We start from the raw sequence: 14403 nt of genomic DNA, 5'->3' as shown, positions 1-14403 counted from the left end.
GTCCGGAGTGATTCTCCCCCCATGGCGCTCGCGCACGACTCGGCTACTCCGCCGCCGTCACCAACTCCCGCCCCTGCTCGTCCTTCTCGCCGACGGGCGGCTTGCCCGGCAGGAACACGGCGACCACGACCGCGCCGACCACCGCGACGCCGGCGCCCCACAGCGCGGTGACGTGCATGGCGTGCAGGAAGGCGTCGTGGGCCGGGCCGACGAGTGCCTTGCCCTGGGGGCCGAGCTTCTCGGCGACGCCGAGGGTGGCCTCGATGGACTCGCCCGCGGTGTGGCGGACACCGGCGGGGAGCAGGCCGAGCTTGTCCTCGATGCCGTTGCGGTAGGCGGTGGACAGCACCGAGCCGAGGACGGCGATGCCGAGGGCGCCGCCGACCTGCCGGAAGGTGTTGCTCAGCGCGGACGCGGAGCCGGCCTTCTCGCGCGGCAGGGCCTGCATGATCACGACGCTGACCGGGGTCATGATGTGCGCCATGCCGGTGCCCATGAGGAAGAAGACGACCTCGAGCACCCAGATCGGGGTGTCCGCCTCGAAACCGGCGAACGCGGCCAGCGTCGCGGCGATGACGAGCAGGCCGGTCGTGGTGGTGGCCTTGTTGCCGAACCGGTCGACGAGCAGCCGGGCCCGCGGCGCGAAGATCATCTGGGCGGCGGCGAGCGGCAGCATCAGCAGACCGGTCTGGAGCGGCGAGTAGCCGCGCACACTCTGGGTGTAGAAGACGGAGAAGAAGGTCACGCCCATCAGCGCGAAGAAGACCAGCGCGATGGCGGCGATCGCGGCCGAGAAGACCTTGTTCTTGAAGTAGGTGACGTCGATCGACGGGTGGTCGCTGCGCTTCTCGAACACCACGAACGCGACGAGCACGGCGAGACCGGCGCCGATGGTCGACAGCACCTTGGGGTCCGTGAAGTCGGCGAGCTGGCCGCCCTTGATGATGCCGTAGACGAGCAGGACCAGGCCGACGACCGACAGGACGACGCCGACGGGGTCGACGCGGCCCGGGTTCGGGTCGCGGGAGTCGGGCACCAGCCACAGCATCAGGGCGAGCGCGAGCAGCACGATCGGCACGTTGATGAGGAAGACCGAGCCCCACCAGAAGTGGTCGAGGAGGACACCGCCGGTGATCGGTCCGATGGCGATGGCGAGGCCGACGCCGCCGGCCCAGATGCCGATGGCCTTGGGCTGCTCGTCGCGCTCGAAGACGTTCATGAGGACGGCGAGGGTGGCGGGCATCACGAAGGCGGCGCCGAGGCCCATCACCGCGCGGAAGGCGATGAGCTGCGTCGGTGAGCCGGAGAAGGCGGCGAGGGCGGAGCCGATGCCGAACACGGCGAGCCCGCCGAGCAGGACCTTCTTGCGGCCGAGCCGGTCACCGAGGAGGCCGGCGCTGAACAGCAGGCCCGCGAAGACGAGGGTGTAGGCGTTGATCGCCCATTCGAGCTCGCTCTGGGTGGCGCCCAGGCCGGTCGGGGCGGGGGTCGAGATCGTCTTGATCGCGACGTTCAGGATCGAGTTGTCGAGCACCACGATCAGCAGGCTCAGCATCAGCACGCCGAGGATCGCCCAGCGGCGCCGGTGCACGGCCTCGGGTATGCGGGGGCCGGTGAGGGCAGGGTCGGCTGGAGAAGTCATACGGCCGAGCCTAGACCCATTCCGATACGGCACCGTCTCGTATCGGAATCCTTTACGGAGACCTTAAGAACGGACCTAGGGCGGCGGACGTACACCGCTCGACGCGTGACCGATGTCCCGTCACCCGGTCTGGCCGCGCGTGGCACGAGGTGCCACCATGGAGGTGATCCGGGGACGCCGTCAGGGCGCCTCGAGATGACTGAAGGAGCCGTTGCCATGACGCAGCTTTCGGCTGCCCAGACGAAGCCCTCCGACGGCAGCAAAGCGCTGTACGGGGGGAAGGGCACCCGCCGCATCACCGTCCGCGACATCGCCCTCGCCAAGGAGCGCGGCGAGAAGTGGCCCATGCTCACCGCCTACGACTCGTCGACCGCGGCCGTCTTCGACGAGGCCGGCATCCCGGTCCTGCTCGTCGGTGACTCCGCGGGCAACACCCACCTCGGCTACGAGTCGACCGTGCCGGTCACCCTCGACGAGATGACCATGCTCTCGGCCGCCGTCGTACGCGGCACCTCGCGTGCCCTCATCGTCGGCGACCTGCCCTTCGGCTCCTACCAGGAGGGCCCGGTGCAGGCGCTGCGCTCGGCGACCCGGATGGTCAAGGAGGCCGGGGTCGGGGCGGTCAAGCTGGAGGGCGGCGAGCGGTCCTACGACCAGATCCGGCTCCTCGTCGAGTCCGGCATCCCGGTGATGGCCCACATCGGCCTCACCCCGCAGTCCGTCAACGCCATGGGCTACCGCGTCCAGGGCCGCGGCGAGGAGGCGGCGGCGCAGCTGCTGCGCGACGCGAAGGCCGTCCAGGACGCCGGTGCCTTCGCGGTCGTCCTGGAGCTGGTCCCGGCGGAGCTGGCGGCCGAGGTCACGCGCACGCTGCACATCCCGACGGTCGGCATCGGCGCGGGCGCGGAGACGGACGCGCAGGTGCTGGTGTGGACCGACATGCTCGGTCTGACCGGCGGGCGGGTGCCGAAGTTCGTGAAGCAGTACGCCGACCTGCGCTCGGTCATGGGCGACGCGGTGAAGGCGTTCGCGGAGGACGTGGTCGGCGGGACGTTCCCGCAGGAGGAGCACAGCGTCCACTAGATCCCCGCAGGGCCGCGTACCGGGCCCGCGCACCAGAGCCACAGTGGCACAGAAGCAGCCCGCCGACTTCCCCCATCGGCGGGCTGCTGGCTTTGCAGGCGGCCTGTAGGCGGCTGTCGGTGACCTGTAGGTCGTTTGTCGGTGGGCCCTGGCACCGTTCTCGGCATGACGCGAATCGACAACCACCGCAGCGGCGCCGACAGCGCCGTGTCCGTGCGGGGACTGGTCAAGCACTACGGCGAGACCAAGGCGCTGGACGGCGTCGACCTGGATGTGCGCGAGGGCACCGTGATGGGTGTGCTCGGGCCGAACGGCGCCGGCAAGACCACCCTCGTCCGGATTCTGTCCACCCTTCTCTCCCCCGACTCCGGCCACGCGACGGTCGCCGGCTACGACGTCGTCCGGCAGCCGCGGCAGCTGCGCCGGGTGATCGGGCTCACCGGGCAGTACGCCTCCGTGGACGAGAAGCTCCCCGGCTGGGAGAACCTCTACATGATCGGCCGGCTGCTCGACCTGCCCCGCAAGGAGGCCCGGCGGAGGGCCGACGAGCTGCTGGAGCGGTTCTCGCTCACCGAGGCCGCCAAGCGCCCGGCGAGCACCTACTCCGGCGGTATGCGCCGCCGCCTGGACCTGGCCGCCTCCATGATCGGGCACCCGGCGGTGCTCTTCCTCGACGAGCCGACCACCGGCCTCGACCCGCGCACCCGCAACGAGGTGTGGGACGAGGTCAAGCGGATGGTCGGCGACGGGGTCACCGTCCTGCTCACCACCCAGTACATGGAGGAGGCCGAGCAGCTCGCCTCCGAGCTGACCGTCGTCGACCGCGGCAAGGTCATCGCGGGCGGCGGCATCGAGGAGCTGAAGGCGAAGGTCGGCGGCCGGACCCTGCGGGTGCGCCCCGCCGATCCGCTGCACCTGCGCCCGCTCGCCGGTCACCTGGACGGCCTCGGCATCACCGGCCTGGCCACCACCGTCGTCGACCCGGAGTCCGGCTCCCTGCTGGTGCCGATCCTCAGCGACGAGCAGCTGACCGCCGTGGTCGGGGCGGTCACCGCGCGCGGCATCACGGTCTCCGCCATCACCACCGAACTGCCCAGCCTGGACGAGGTGTTCCTGTCCCTCACCGGCCACCGTGCCAGTGCCCCGCAGGACACCGTGCCCGCCGAGACCCGCGAGGAGGTCGCCGTATGAGCGCCGCCACCCTTACCGCCGACAGCAAGCCCGCCGACGACGTCCGCATCCCGCTGCGCGGGCATCTGCGGCACACCGGCGCCCTGATCCGCCGCAACCTGCTGTGGATCCGCCAGGACCCGGAGTCGATGGCCGACGCGCTGCTGATGCCGGTCATCTTCACCCTGCTGTTCGTGTTCGTCTTCGGCGGCTCGATCGGGCAGGCGCTGGGCGGCGGTCAGGACCAGTACGTGCAGTACGTCATCCCCGGCATGATCGCGATGATGAGCATGACGCTGTCCCAGGGCGTCGGCACCGGCTTCAGCCAGGACTTCAACTCCGGCGTCATGGACCGGTTCCGGTCGCTGCCGATCGGGCGCGGCTCGGTGCTGTTCGCGAAGATCTCCGTCGAGCTGATGCGGATGCTGTTCGCGACGACCGTGCTGATGCTGGTCTCCGTCGCGGTCGGCTTCGACATCACCAACTGGCCCGGCCTGTTCGCGACCGTGGCGCTGGCCACCGCGTTCGCCTCGTCGATCATGTGGGTGTTCCTCACCCTGGGCGTGGTCATGAAGAGCGCGCAGTCCGTGCAGGCGATGGGCTTCCTGGTGCTCTTCCCGCTCCAGTTCGGCTCGTCGATCTTCGCGCCGACGACCTCGATGCCGGGCTGGCTCCAGACCTTCACCGACTACAACCCGCTGTCCACGCTGGCGGACGCCGCGCGCGGGCTGATGATCGGCGGGCCGGTCGCGCACGACCTGTGGGTGACCCTCGCCTGGTCGGTGGCGATCACCGCGGTGATGGCGCCGGTGGCGATCCACAAGTTCCGTACGAAGAGCTGACGCCGAGCGGCGACGGCGGGGTTCAGACGAGGGCGGCGGCCTCCCCGGGGGAGAGACCGGCGCCCTCGTCGTACGCCGTGTCGAAGGCCGCCTCGCCGAGGAGGGCGCGCAGGTCCCGCTCGGCCTGCGCGCGGGTATCGCGTTCGAAGGTCGTCGGGGCGTGGTCGGAGGGCAGCAGCGCGTCGCCGGCCGCGAGACAGCGGACGCCGTCCGGGGCACGGCCGGGATCGCCGAGACCGGCCAGGCCGAGCGCGGCGATGTGCAGGTACTGGGCGCGCATGTGCGGGGCGATGGCCTGGGACAGCGGGTCCTCGGCCTTGTCGAGCGCCCGGCGGATCTTGTCGAGGCAGACCTCGAAGCAGCCGCCCGCCGCCTCCACCCGGGCTTCCACGCCGAGGATGTAGGCGTCGAACATGATGAAGTGGGCGATGGCGAAGTTCTCGCGCAGCAGCCGGATCTGCTCGCGGGCCTCGGCGACCCGGCCGGTCTGGGCGAGCCGGGCGGCGAGGAAGAGCCGGGCGGCGGGCATCGCGTCGTTGTGGCTGCCGCTGTCGGCGGCGATCACCTCGCGCAGCAGCCGCTCGCCCCGCTCGGGCTCGGACTCCAGCAGGGCGCTGCCCAGCCGGGCCTTGAGCACGGCCTGCTGGGCGTGGGCGCCGAGCCGGGCGGCGATGTCGATGCCCGCCGCGTAGTCGGCCGCCGCCCGGTCCCAACGGCCGTCGCGCTCATGGGACTCGGCCCGGGCGGAGAGCGCCTCGGCGGTGCCCCACAGGTCACCGAGGCGCTGGTAGATCGCCAGTGACTCGTCGGCGTCCCGGATGGCGTCGCCCTCCCAGTCGACGCGGTGGGCGAACAGGTTGGCCCGCCACTGGAGACTCGCGGCGAGCTCCCAGTCGTACCCAGGGGTCTCGCGGGAGGTGCGCACGGTCTCCTCGATGACCACCCGCAGCCGCTCCATGTCCCCGGTGAGCATGACGGCGAAGAACCACAGGGAGCCGGGGATTCGGCAGGTCTGCGGCATGCCGGGTTCGTAGGTCCGGGCGATGGACCGCAGCTTCGTCTGGGCCGCCGGGGTCTGCCAGGCGTCCAGCTCGGTGTCCATACAGGCGAGATGGACCAGGTGCAGCCCGCGCCGGGCCTCTTCGAGGACCTCGCCGGTCCAGGGCGGCGGCGTGTCCGTGCAGCGCTGCCACACCGGCGCCGCGGGGCGGGCGGGGTCGGGGAAGGGGTCGGGGCCGAGGGCCATGACCTCCCGGGACCAGTTGCGGGCCTCGATCTTCAGATCGCGCATCTGCCAGTACCAGGCCAGCGACAGGATCAGACAGATGCCTTCCTGCTCGTCGCGCTCGGCGACGGCGAGCCGCAGGGCGGTGCGCAGGTTCTCGTACTCGCGCTCCAGCAGCCCGATGGCGTCGAGCTGGCCCGGTCCGCGCAGCAACGGGTCGGTGGCGCGGGCGAGTTCGCGGTAGTACGTCAGATGCGCGCGCCCGGCCTCGGCCCGCAGTCCGCTCTCGTCGAGCCGCTCGGCCGCGTACTCGGCGACGGTCTCCAGCAGCCGGTAGCGCATCTCCCCGCCGTCCGAAGGGGCGGCGACCACGAGGGACTTGTCGACGAGCGAGCCGAGCGCGTCCAGCGCGGCCGGCCCGCACACGGCCTCGGCGGCGGCCAGATCGCAGCCGCCGGCGAACACCGACAGCCGCCGCAGCACGTCCCGTTCCCCCTCGTCCAGCAGGTCCCAGGACCAGTCGACGACGGCCCGCAGGGTCTGCTGGCGGGGCAGGACGGTACGGCTGCCGGAGGTGAGCAGCCGGAAGCGGTCGTCGAGCCGGTCGGCGATCTGACGCGGCGTCATCATCCGCAGCCGGGCTGCCGCGAGCTCGATGGCGAGCGGGAGGCCGTCGAGCCGCCGGCAGATCTCGGCGCAGGCCGCGGCGGTCTCCTCGTCGGCCTCGACCCGGAACCCGGGCCGGGCCGCGGCCCCGCGGTCGGCGAGCAGCCGCAGCGCGACGGGCTCGGGCAGCGGGTCGACCGGCCGCAGCAACTCCCCCGGCACCCCCAGGGATTCACGGCTGGTGGCCAGCACGGTCAGCTGCGGGCAGCGCTCCAGGAGCGCCGCCGCCAGCCGGGCGGCGGCCTCGACGACATGCTCGCAGTTGTCGAGGATCAGCAGCATCCGCCGCCTGCCGCAGTGCTCGACGAGCCGCTCCACCGGGTCGTCGTGCCGTTCGTTCCCGGCCCGCATCGCCTCGGCACCGGCCCCGTACAGCACGGTCTCGCGGGCGCCGACGGCGGTGAGCACGGCCTCCGGCACATCGGCGGGGTCGTCGACGGGAGCGAGCTCGACCAGCCACACCCCGTCCCGGGCCGCGTCCCCCACGGTCTCGGCCGCCTCCTGCGACAACCGCGTCTTGCCCGCCCCGCCGGGCCCGAGCAGCGTGACGAGCCGCGCCCGCGCCAGGTCGCCCCGGATGGCCGCGATGTCGGCCTCCCGGCCCACGAAGGAGGTGAGCCGGGCACGGAGGTTGCCGGGGGTGGGGGCGAGAGCGGGGGCCGCGGCGACCGGGGCCGGGGCCGCCGCCCGGTCCAGCAACTCCCCGTGCAGGGCCCGCAGCTCCGGCCCCGGGTCCGCGCCGAGACGGTCCGCCAGCATCTGCCGTACGTCCCCGTAGGCGGCCAGCGCCTCCGCCGTGCGGCCCGCGTCGCGCAGGGCGCGCAGGCGCAGGGCCTGGAGGGGCTCGTCGAGGGGGTGGGTGTCGCACAGGGCGGTCAGTTCGGGCAGCGCCTGCTCGGCGTGGCCGAGGGCGAGGGCGGCGGTGTGGCGGGCGCGCAGGGCGTCCAGGCGCCGGGTCTCCCAGCGGGCCGACTCGGCGGTGCGGTCGGGCAGGTCGGCGAGGGCGGGGCCGCGCCACAGGGCGAGGGCGTCGTCGAGGACGCCGGCCGCCTTCGTCGGGTCGCCGTCGGCCAGCGCGCGCAGGCCCTCGCCGGTGAGGCGGTCGAAGCGGTGCAGGTCGATGGCGTCGGGGGCGGCGACGAGCCGGTAGCCGCCGTCCACGGAGGCGACGGCGTCCGCGCCGAGGGCCCTGCGCAGCCGCCCCACCAGCGCCTGGAGGGCGGCGGGCGCGTCGGCGGGCGGGTCGCCGTCCCACACCTCGGCCACCAGCAGCCCCACGGTCACGGTACGGCCGGGCCGCAGCGCGAGCACGGTCAGCAGGGCACGCAGCCGCGCCCCGCCGACGGGAAGCGGGGTGCCGTCGGAACGGAGTGCCTGGGTGGTGCCGAGGATGCGATAGCGCACGGGGTCCATTGTTTCCGGTCGTTCGGGGAAGGGTCACGGGGATACGGAGGCGGCGTGAAGCCGTGTCGGGGGCGGCCGGCCTCGGCTGTCTCTGGTCGTTCCGGTCGAAGGTCTCGGGGGTGCACGAAGGCGGCCGGGAGCCGTGTCGGGGGCGACCGACCTCAGTGGGGCGGCCGGTGCACCGTACTGAACCTCTCCAGCAGCGCCGCCAGGGAGGCCGTGTCGAGGTCCGCCGTCTCCGCTCCGGGCGGCGCGTCCGCGGGCAGGCCGCTCGCCTCGCGGACGGCGGACGACAGCCCGGAGACCTGGGTGAGCTGGTCGTACCAGCCCCCGCCGAGGACGTCCTCGGCGTCGCACAGCAGCAGCGGCCGGCTCACCTCGTCCCCCACCGAGACCGCCGGCCCGCAGCACTCCATCTGCCGGCCCTCGTAGTACACGTGCCACAACCCCATGTCCCCCACCTTCCACGGAACCGAAGACCCTGCGCGAGACGTTTTCGTCGTACGCCCGGTACGGTCGGGCAGTCCCAGCGCGTGTACGAGAGTCGGGGGAACCCCATGACAGCCACTGCCGCCCGCCGCAGCGACCGGCGGATCAGCCCCGTCTTCGTCGGCATCCTCGCCGTGACGGCGGTGACCGGGTGGGCCACCTGGACCGGGTTCGCGGAGCAGCCCGGGGTGGCGGTGTTCCTGTTCGTGACGGCCGCGTGGATCGTCTCCCTGTGTCTGCACGAGTACGCGCACGCGCGGACCGCCCTGCACAGCGGCGACATCTCGGTCGGCGCGAAGGGTTATCTGACCCTGAACCCGCTCAAGTACACCCATGCCCTGCTCAGCATCGTCCTGCCGGTCCTCTTCGTGATCATGGGCGGGATCGGTCTGCCCGGCGGTGCCGTGTTCATCGAGCGCGGGCGCATCCGGGGCCGCTGGCGGCACAGCCTGATCTCGGCGGCGGGCCCGCTGACCAACGTGCTGTTCGCGGCCGTGTGCACCGCCCCGTTCTGGCTGGACGCCCTGGACGGGGTGCCGGCCGACTTCCGGTTCGCCCTCGCCTTCCTCGCCCTGCTCCAGGTGACGGCGGCGATCCTGAACTTCCTGCCGATCCCGGGCCTGGACGGCTACGGCGTCATCGAGCCCTGGCTGTCGTACGACATCAAGCGCCAGGTGGAGCCGTTCGCGCCGTTCGGCCTGCTGTTCGTCTTCGCGCTGCTGTGGGTGCCGTCGGTCAACCACGCGTTCTTCGACCTGATCGACTCGATCCTGGCAGGGCTCGGGATCAGCGACCTGGAGACGTACTGCGGTCAGGACCTCTACCGGTTCTGGCAGACGAGCGACTTCTGCACGGTCAGCGGCTGACGGCCTTCCGCTCCCTGCCGCGCTTGACGTAGTACCAGCACATGTTGCTGGACAGGCCCGCGATCAGCACCCACAGAATCCCCAGCCAGCTGCCCTGCGCGAAGGACACCACCGCTGCGGCGACGGCGAGCAGGCAGACGATCAGGGCGTAGAGGGCGAGGCGGGGCATGGTCGCTCGGCTTTCGGATCGGGGGACACTGCGCTGTTACGGCGTCCAGTGTCCCCCATTCCCTCACACGTCCGTGACGCGCAGTCCCGCGTGCGCCTTGTAGCGGCGGTTCACCGAGATCAGGTTGGCGACCAGCGACTCGACCTGGTGGGCGTTGCGCAGCCGGCCCGCGAAGACGCCCCGCATGCCGGGGATGCGGCCGGCGAGGGCCTGGACGATCTCGACGTCGGCGCGCTCCTCGCCCAGCACCATCACGTCGGTGTCGATCTCGTCGATCTCCGGGTCCTGGAGCAGGACGGCCGACAGGTGGTGGAAGGCGGCGGCGACCCGGGAGTCCGGGAGCAGGGCGGCGGCCTGCTCGGCGGCGCTGCCCTCCTCGGGCTTGAGGGCGTAGGCGCCCTTCTTGTCGAAGCCGAGCGGGTTGACGCAGTCGACGACCAGCTTCCCGGCCAGCTCCTCGCGCAGCGACTCCAGCGTCTTGCCGTGGCCCTCCCACGGCACGGCGACGATCACGAGGTCGCTGCGCCGCGCGGTCTCGGCGTTGTCGGCACCCTCGACGCCGTGTCCGAGCTCGTCGGCGGCGGCCCGGGCGCGGTCGGCGGCCCGCGAGCCGATGATCACCTTCTGGCCGGCCTTGGCGAGCCGGTAGGCGAGGCCCTTGCCCTGGGGGCCGGTCCCGCCGAGCACGCCGACGACGAGTCCGGAGACGTCGGGCAGGTCCCAGGGGTCCTTGGCGGGAGCCTTCGCGGGGGTCTGCCCGGGGGTCTGTGCAGCACTGTCGGTAGAGGTCATGGGCTGACTTTACGTGCGCCCGGCCGGCCGCCACCGGTCAGGTGAGCCGCGTCACCCGCGCCTTGCGGCCGGGACCGCGTGTGCCCGGTTCGGGCGAATCCGTGATGAACTCCGGGCCGCCGCTGTCCGGTTGCGGCAGGATGCGGTCGCATGGACGCCGTACGTGTCGCGTTGCTGCGCGAAGTGCTCGCCGGGACCGAGTGGTTGGGGTCGACCCGGAGGTTCGCGGGAGTGCTGCGCGGGTCGGTCGTCTCCTACGGGGGCGGGCTGCTGCTGGTCGGCACCCCGGAGTACGAACCCTGGCATCTGGCGGCCCATCTGGTGGACGAGGCGGCCTGGTCCGGTACGCCGGAGCTGGCCCCCACGCTGGTGCGGCACGACGCGCGGCCCTCCGATCCGGCCCATCTGGCCGTCGGTCCGGGCCGGTTGGCGGCGGCGCGGCGCGGCGAGACGCTGCTGGTGGTGACGCCGCAGGAGCCGGACGCCCCGCTCCTGGAGCGGGTGCACGACGCCCGCAGGGCCGGGGCGACGGTCCTCTCGCTCGGCCCCGGCCGGGGGGACCTGGCGGCGCTGGCGCACGAGTCGCTGGCGGTGCCGGAGGGCACGGACCTCGATCTGGACACCGTGCAGCATCTGGTGAGCGCGGCGGCGGGGGAGAACGCCCTGCCGGCGCCCCGCGGCCCGCGCCGCTTCCGGGACCGGCTCGCCCGGCTCACGGAGCACCTGACGGCACCGCCGCCGGCGCGCTGGTAACGGGAAATTCGGTTGCCGGGGCGGCTGCCCCGGCCGAGCATGACCGGTCGTGACCGATGCTGCTGCCGATACCGATACGGCCTTGTCCCGCCGTGTTCGCTCCGTCCTCCCCGACCTCGCCCCCTGGCGGGCCTCCGCCGACTTCCGGCGGCTGTGGGTGTCGGGGCTGATCTCGTACTTCGGCAGCTTCCTGACGTTCGTCGCGCTGCCGGTGCAGATCAAGGAGCTGACGGGGTCGGCGGCGGCCGTCGGCGCCATCGGCGCGGTGGAGCTCGTCCCGCTGATCGTCTTCGGGCTGTACGGCGGCGCCCTCGCCGACGCCCTCGACAAGCGCGGCCTGATCATCTGGACCGAGGCGGGGCAGGGCCTGCTCAGCGGGGTGCTGCTGCTCAACGCGCTGCTGCCGAGCCCCGCGATCTGGCCGCTGTACGTGGTCGCCGCCCTCTCCTCGGCGCTGACGTCGGTGCAGCGGCCCGCGCTCGACTCGCTGTGGCCGCGGATCGTGGCCCATGAGCATCTGCCGGCCGCGGCCTCCCTCAACACCTTCCGCTGGACGGTCGGCGGGGTCGCGGGCCCGGCGCTGGCGGGCGTGGTCGTCGCGTACGCGGGCCTCGGCTGGGCCTACGCCGCCGACCTGGCCACCTTCGTGGTCTCCGTGGCCCTGATGATCCCGATCGCCTCCTCCCCCGCCGCGCACGAGGCCGCGAAGCCGTCGCTGCGGGCGATCGCCGAGGGGGCCCGGTACGCCTGGAACCGCAAGGAGCTCCTCGGCACCTACGCCGTCGACCTGGCCGCGATGTTCCTGGCGATGCCGCTGGCCGTGCTGCCGTTCCTCGCGGACGAGCTGGACGCGGAGTGGTCGCTGGGGCTGATGTACGCGACGGTGCCGCTGGGCGCGCTGCTGGTGAGCGTGACGAGCGGCTGGACGGCACGGGTCCACCGCCACGGCCGCATGGTGGTGCTGTCGGCCGCGCTGTGGGGCGCGGCGATCGCGGCGGCCGGCTTCGCGGGCAACGTGTGGCTGGTGCTGCTGTGCCTGACCGTGGCCGGGGGCTGCGACATGGTCAGCGGGATCTTCCGCGGGGTGATGTGGAACCAGACGATCCCGGACGAGCTGCGGGGCCGGCTCGCCGGGATCGAACTGCTGTCGTACTCGGTCGGCCCGACCCTCGGCCAGGTCAGGTCGGGCGGTTTCGCCGCCTGGTGGGGGGTGCGGGCGTCGGTGTGGTCGGGCGGGCTGCTGTGCGCGGGTGCGATGGGGCTGCTCGTGCTGTGCCTGCCGAAGCTGATGACGTACGACGCCCGGACGGACGAACACGCGGCACGGGTGCGGGCCCAGCGCGAGGCGGCGGCGCAGGCATCCCCGGCCGAGGCCTGATCAGTCGTCCTCGGCGCCCTTCGCGGCGTCGTGCCACTTGGGGTCGTTCTCCCACTGGAGGTTGCGCTCGCGGGCGGTCTCCATCGCGTGTTCGGCCTCCTGCCGGGAGGTGTACGGGCCGAAGCGGTCCTTGGCGGGGCACTCCGGCCCCTCCTCGACCTTCTTGTGCTCCAGGCAGTAGTACCACTCGCCCGGCTTGCCGACCGTGCGCTTCTTGAACAAGGCCATGACCTGCTCCTCTCGCCAGGGACATGTTCCCCCACCCGGGCTCGTTAGACTCGCTGGCATGTCTGGCCAGTCGCTGCTCGTCCCAGGGGAGCTGTCCCCCACCCGTTCCGTGCCCGGAAACATCCGTCGCCCCGAGTACGTCGGCAAGCCCGCGCCGACGCCGTACACCGGTCCGGAGGTGCAGACGCCCGAGACGATCGAGGCGATGCGGATCGCCGGCCGAATCGCGGCGCGGGCGATGGCCGAGGCGGCCAAGAAGATCGCGCCCGGCGTCACGACCGACGAACTGGACAAGGTGGCGCACGAGTACATGTGCGACCACGGCGCCTACCCCTCGACGCTCGGTTACCGCGGCTTCCCCAAGTCGCTGTGCACCAGCGTCAACGAGGTGATCTGCCACGGCATTCCGGACTCGACCGTGCTGCGCGACGGCGACATCGTCAACCTCGACGTGACCGCGTACATCGGCGGGGTGCACGGCGACAACAACGCCACGTACCTGGTCGGGGACGTGGACGACGAGAGCCGGCTGCTGGTGGAGCGGACGCGGGAGTCCCTCACCCGGGCGATCAAGGCGGTCAAGCCGGGCCGCCAGATCAACATCATCGGCCGGGTCATCGAGTCGTACGCCAAGCGCTTCGGCTACGGGGTGGTCCGTGACTTCACCGGTCACGGCATCAACTCCTCCTTCCACAGCGGCCTGATCATCCCGCACTACGACAGCCCGCACGCGACGACGGTCATTCAGCCCGGCATGACGTTCACGATCGAGCCGATGCTGACGCTGGGCACCCACGACTACGACATGTGGGACGACGGCTGGACGGTCGTCACGAAGGACCGCAAGCGGACGGCGCAGTTCGAGCACACGCTGGTGGTGACGGAGAGCGGCGCCGAGATCCTGACGCTGCCGTAGGCAGGCTCTGAGCAGGCAGGCTCCAGGACCCGTCCCCTGCTGGGGGCGGGTCCTTTCTTGTACCGTTTTACCGACAGGGTGTCGGCAAGAGTATTGACTTAGGTAAGGCTAACCTCAGAGGATGTGGCGCATGGACTCCTTCTCCGCAGTGATCCGCACCGCGTCCCACGAGCAGCACGTCGAGGCGGAGACCTCGTCGTTCATGAGCGACCTGCTCGGCGGCCGCCTGGGCGTCGAGGCGTACGCGCGCTACACCGAGCAGCTGTGGTTCGTGTACGAGGCGCTGGAGGCCCACGCGGACCGGCTCGCCTCGGACCCGGTGACCGGGCCCTTCATCCGGCCGGAGCTGTACCGGCTGGGCGCCCTGGAGCGGGACCTGGAGCATCTGCGGGGCCCCGGATGGCGTACGGCACTGTCCGCGCTGCCCGCCACCCGGGCGTACGCGGACCGGGTGCGCGAGTGCGCCGAGCGCTGGCCCGCCGGATACGTCGCCCACCACTACACGCGCTACCTGGGCGACCTGTCCGGCGGCCAGATCATCCGCGACAAGGCGGAGCGGACCTGGGGCTTCGCACGCAAGGGCGACGGCGTGCGCTTCTACGTGTTCGACGGGATCGCCAACCCGGCCGCGTTCAAGCGGGGTTACCGCGAACTGCTGGACGCCGTCCGGGCGGACGACCTGGAGAAGCAGCGGGTCGTGGCCGAGTGCAAGCGGGCGTTCACGCTGAACACGGCGGTGTTCCGGGCGCTGGGCGAGGAGTTCCCGCTGAGCGCCTGAGA

Annotated in this window: 14 protein-coding genes; 8 read left to right on the top strand and 6 right to left on the bottom strand. The window is 72.2% G+C overall.

Going from position 1 to position 14403, the window contains the following annotated elements:
• Window positions 1-43: 43 nt before the first annotated feature.
• Window positions 44-1642 carry an MFS transporter gene (locus DI272_RS34990; protein WP_109499190.1) on the bottom strand — a complete coding sequence of 533 codons (1599 nt, stop codon included), beginning with the start codon at window positions 1640-1642 and terminating at the stop codon, window positions 44-46.
• Window positions 1643-1858: 216 nt separating this feature from the next.
• Between DI272_RS34990 and panB the strand changes: the two genes are divergently transcribed.
• The 3 genes from panB to DI272_RS34975 all read left to right on the top strand — a co-directional run bounded on the left by panB (window position 1859) and on the right by DI272_RS34975 (window position 4737).
• Complete coding sequence (gene panB / locus DI272_RS34985; protein WP_109499189.1) at window positions 1859-2725, top strand: 3-methyl-2-oxobutanoate hydroxymethyltransferase; 867 nt, start codon at window positions 1859-1861, stop codon at window positions 2723-2725.
• 165 nt (window positions 2726-2890) lie between these two features.
• Window positions 2891-3916 carry an ATP-binding cassette domain-containing protein gene (locus tag DI272_RS34980; RefSeq protein ID WP_109499188.1) on the top strand — a complete coding sequence of 342 codons (1026 nt, stop codon included), beginning with the start codon at window positions 2891-2893 and terminating at the stop codon, window positions 3914-3916.
• The gene (locus tag DI272_RS34975) at window positions 3913-4737 is read left to right on the top strand and encodes an ABC transporter permease (RefSeq protein ID WP_109499187.1); all 825 of its coding nucleotides are present in this window, start codon (window positions 3913-3915) and stop codon (window positions 4735-4737) included. Before DI272_RS34980 ends, DI272_RS34975 begins: the two co-directional genes overlap by 4 nt.
• A 22-nt stretch (window positions 4738-4759) precedes the next feature.
• Here DI272_RS34975 and DI272_RS34970 read toward each other — a convergent pair whose 3' ends face one another.
• Together DI272_RS34970 and DI272_RS34965 are read right to left on the bottom strand one after the other, a co-directional pair.
• Window positions 4760-8041 carry a BTAD domain-containing putative transcriptional regulator gene (locus DI272_RS34970; protein WP_109499186.1) on the bottom strand — a complete coding sequence of 1094 codons (3282 nt, stop codon included), beginning with the start codon at window positions 8039-8041 and terminating at the stop codon, window positions 4760-4762.
• 152 nt (window positions 8042-8193) lie between these two features.
• Window positions 8194-8484, bottom strand: coding sequence for a DUF6578 domain-containing protein (locus DI272_RS34965; RefSeq protein WP_109499185.1), 291 nt, complete (start codon window positions 8482-8484; stop codon window positions 8194-8196).
• Between the two features lie 105 nt (window positions 8485-8589).
• Here DI272_RS34965 and DI272_RS34960 point away from each other — a divergent pair, with 105 nt between their 5' ends.
• Window positions 8590-9387 (top strand): site-2 protease family protein, encoded by a 798-nt coding sequence (locus tag DI272_RS34960; RefSeq protein WP_109499184.1) that lies wholly within the window; start codon window positions 8590-8592, stop codon window positions 9385-9387.
• Here the strand turns inward: DI272_RS34960 and DI272_RS34955 are convergent.
• Both DI272_RS34955 and npdG read right to left on the bottom strand, forming a co-directional pair.
• The gene (locus DI272_RS34955) at window positions 9377-9556 is read right to left on the bottom strand and encodes a hypothetical protein (protein WP_109499183.1); all 180 of its coding nucleotides are present in this window, start codon (window positions 9554-9556) and stop codon (window positions 9377-9379) included. The two genes, DI272_RS34960 and DI272_RS34955, sit on opposite strands and share 11 nt — an antisense overlap.
• A 63-nt stretch (window positions 9557-9619) precedes the next feature.
• Window positions 9620-10348: an NADPH-dependent F420 reductase gene (gene npdG / locus DI272_RS34950; protein WP_109499182.1), complete on the bottom strand. Its 729-nt coding sequence runs from the start codon at window positions 10346-10348 to the stop codon at window positions 9620-9622.
• Between the two features lie 150 nt (window positions 10349-10498).
• On the opposite strand from npdG, the gene DI272_RS34945 reads away from it, so the two are divergent.
• Together DI272_RS34945 and DI272_RS34940 are read left to right on the top strand one after the other, a co-directional pair.
• The gene (locus tag DI272_RS34945; protein WP_109499181.1) at window positions 10499-11101 is read left to right on the top strand and encodes a hypothetical protein; all 603 of its coding nucleotides are present in this window, start codon (window positions 10499-10501) and stop codon (window positions 11099-11101) included.
• An 82-nt stretch (window positions 11102-11183) separates the two neighbouring features.
• Window positions 11184-12479, top strand: coding sequence for an MFS transporter (locus DI272_RS34940; RefSeq protein ID WP_109499180.1), 1296 nt, complete (start codon window positions 11184-11186; stop codon window positions 12477-12479).
• On the opposite strand, the gene DI272_RS34935 is transcribed toward DI272_RS34940, so the two are convergent.
• Window positions 12480-12707, bottom strand: coding sequence for a hypothetical protein (locus DI272_RS34935; RefSeq protein WP_109499179.1), 228 nt, complete (start codon window positions 12705-12707; stop codon window positions 12480-12482). It lies immediately after the preceding gene.
• A gap of 58 nt (window positions 12708-12765) precedes the next feature.
• Between DI272_RS34935 and map the strand changes: the two genes are divergently transcribed.
• Together map and DI272_RS34925 are read left to right on the top strand one after the other, a co-directional pair.
• Complete coding sequence (gene map, locus DI272_RS34930; RefSeq protein ID WP_109499178.1) at window positions 12766-13623, top strand: type I methionyl aminopeptidase; 858 nt, start codon at window positions 12766-12768, stop codon at window positions 13621-13623.
• A gap of 130 nt (window positions 13624-13753) precedes the next feature.
• The gene (locus DI272_RS34925; protein ID WP_109499177.1) at window positions 13754-14401 is read left to right on the top strand and encodes a heme oxygenase (biliverdin-producing); all 648 of its coding nucleotides are present in this window, start codon (window positions 13754-13756) and stop codon (window positions 14399-14401) included.
• Window positions 14402-14403: the final 2 nt, after the last annotated feature.

This window comes from Streptomyces sp. Act143 (assembly GCF_003143935.1).
GTDB lineage: Bacteria > Actinomycetota > Actinomycetes > Streptomycetales > Streptomycetaceae > Streptomyces.
This window is presented reverse-complemented; position numbering and strand designations above follow the sequence as displayed.

Excerpts from the sequence above, each read along its gene's own strand:
- DI272_RS34990 (WP_109499190.1), bottom strand. The coding sequence starts at position 1,642 with ATGACTTCTCCAGCCGACCCTGCCCTCACCGGCCCCCGCATACCCGAG.
- panB (WP_109499189.1), top strand. The coding sequence starts at position 1,859 with ATGACGCAGCTTTCGGCTGCCCAGACGAAGCCCTCCGACGGCAGCAAA.
- DI272_RS34980 (WP_109499188.1), top strand. The coding sequence starts at position 2,891 with ATGACGCGAATCGACAACCACCGCAGCGGCGCCGACAGCGCCGTGTCC.
- DI272_RS34975 (WP_109499187.1), top strand. The coding sequence starts at position 3,913 with ATGAGCGCCGCCACCCTTACCGCCGACAGCAAGCCCGCCGACGACGTC.
- DI272_RS34970 (WP_109499186.1), bottom strand. The coding sequence starts at position 8,041 with ATGGACCCCGTGCGCTATCGCATCCTCGGCACCACCCAGGCACTCCGT.
- DI272_RS34965 (WP_109499185.1), bottom strand. The coding sequence starts at position 8,484 with ATGGGGTTGTGGCACGTGTACTACGAGGGCCGGCAGATGGAGTGCTGC.
- DI272_RS34960 (WP_109499184.1), top strand. The coding sequence starts at position 8,590 with ATGACAGCCACTGCCGCCCGCCGCAGCGACCGGCGGATCAGCCCCGTC.
- DI272_RS34955 (WP_109499183.1), bottom strand. The coding sequence starts at position 9,556 with ATGCCCCGCCTCGCCCTCTACGCCCTGATCGTCTGCCTGCTCGCCGTC.
- npdG (WP_109499182.1), bottom strand. The coding sequence starts at position 10,348 with ATGACCTCTACCGACAGTGCTGCACAGACCCCCGGGCAGACCCCCGCG.
- DI272_RS34945 (WP_109499181.1), top strand. The coding sequence starts at position 10,499 with ATGGACGCCGTACGTGTCGCGTTGCTGCGCGAAGTGCTCGCCGGGACC.
- DI272_RS34935 (WP_109499179.1), bottom strand. The coding sequence starts at position 12,707 with ATGGCCTTGTTCAAGAAGCGCACGGTCGGCAAGCCGGGCGAGTGGTAC.
- map (WP_109499178.1), top strand. The coding sequence starts at position 12,766 with ATGTCTGGCCAGTCGCTGCTCGTCCCAGGGGAGCTGTCCCCCACCCGT.
- DI272_RS34925 (WP_109499177.1), top strand. The coding sequence starts at position 13,754 with ATGGACTCCTTCTCCGCAGTGATCCGCACCGCGTCCCACGAGCAGCAC.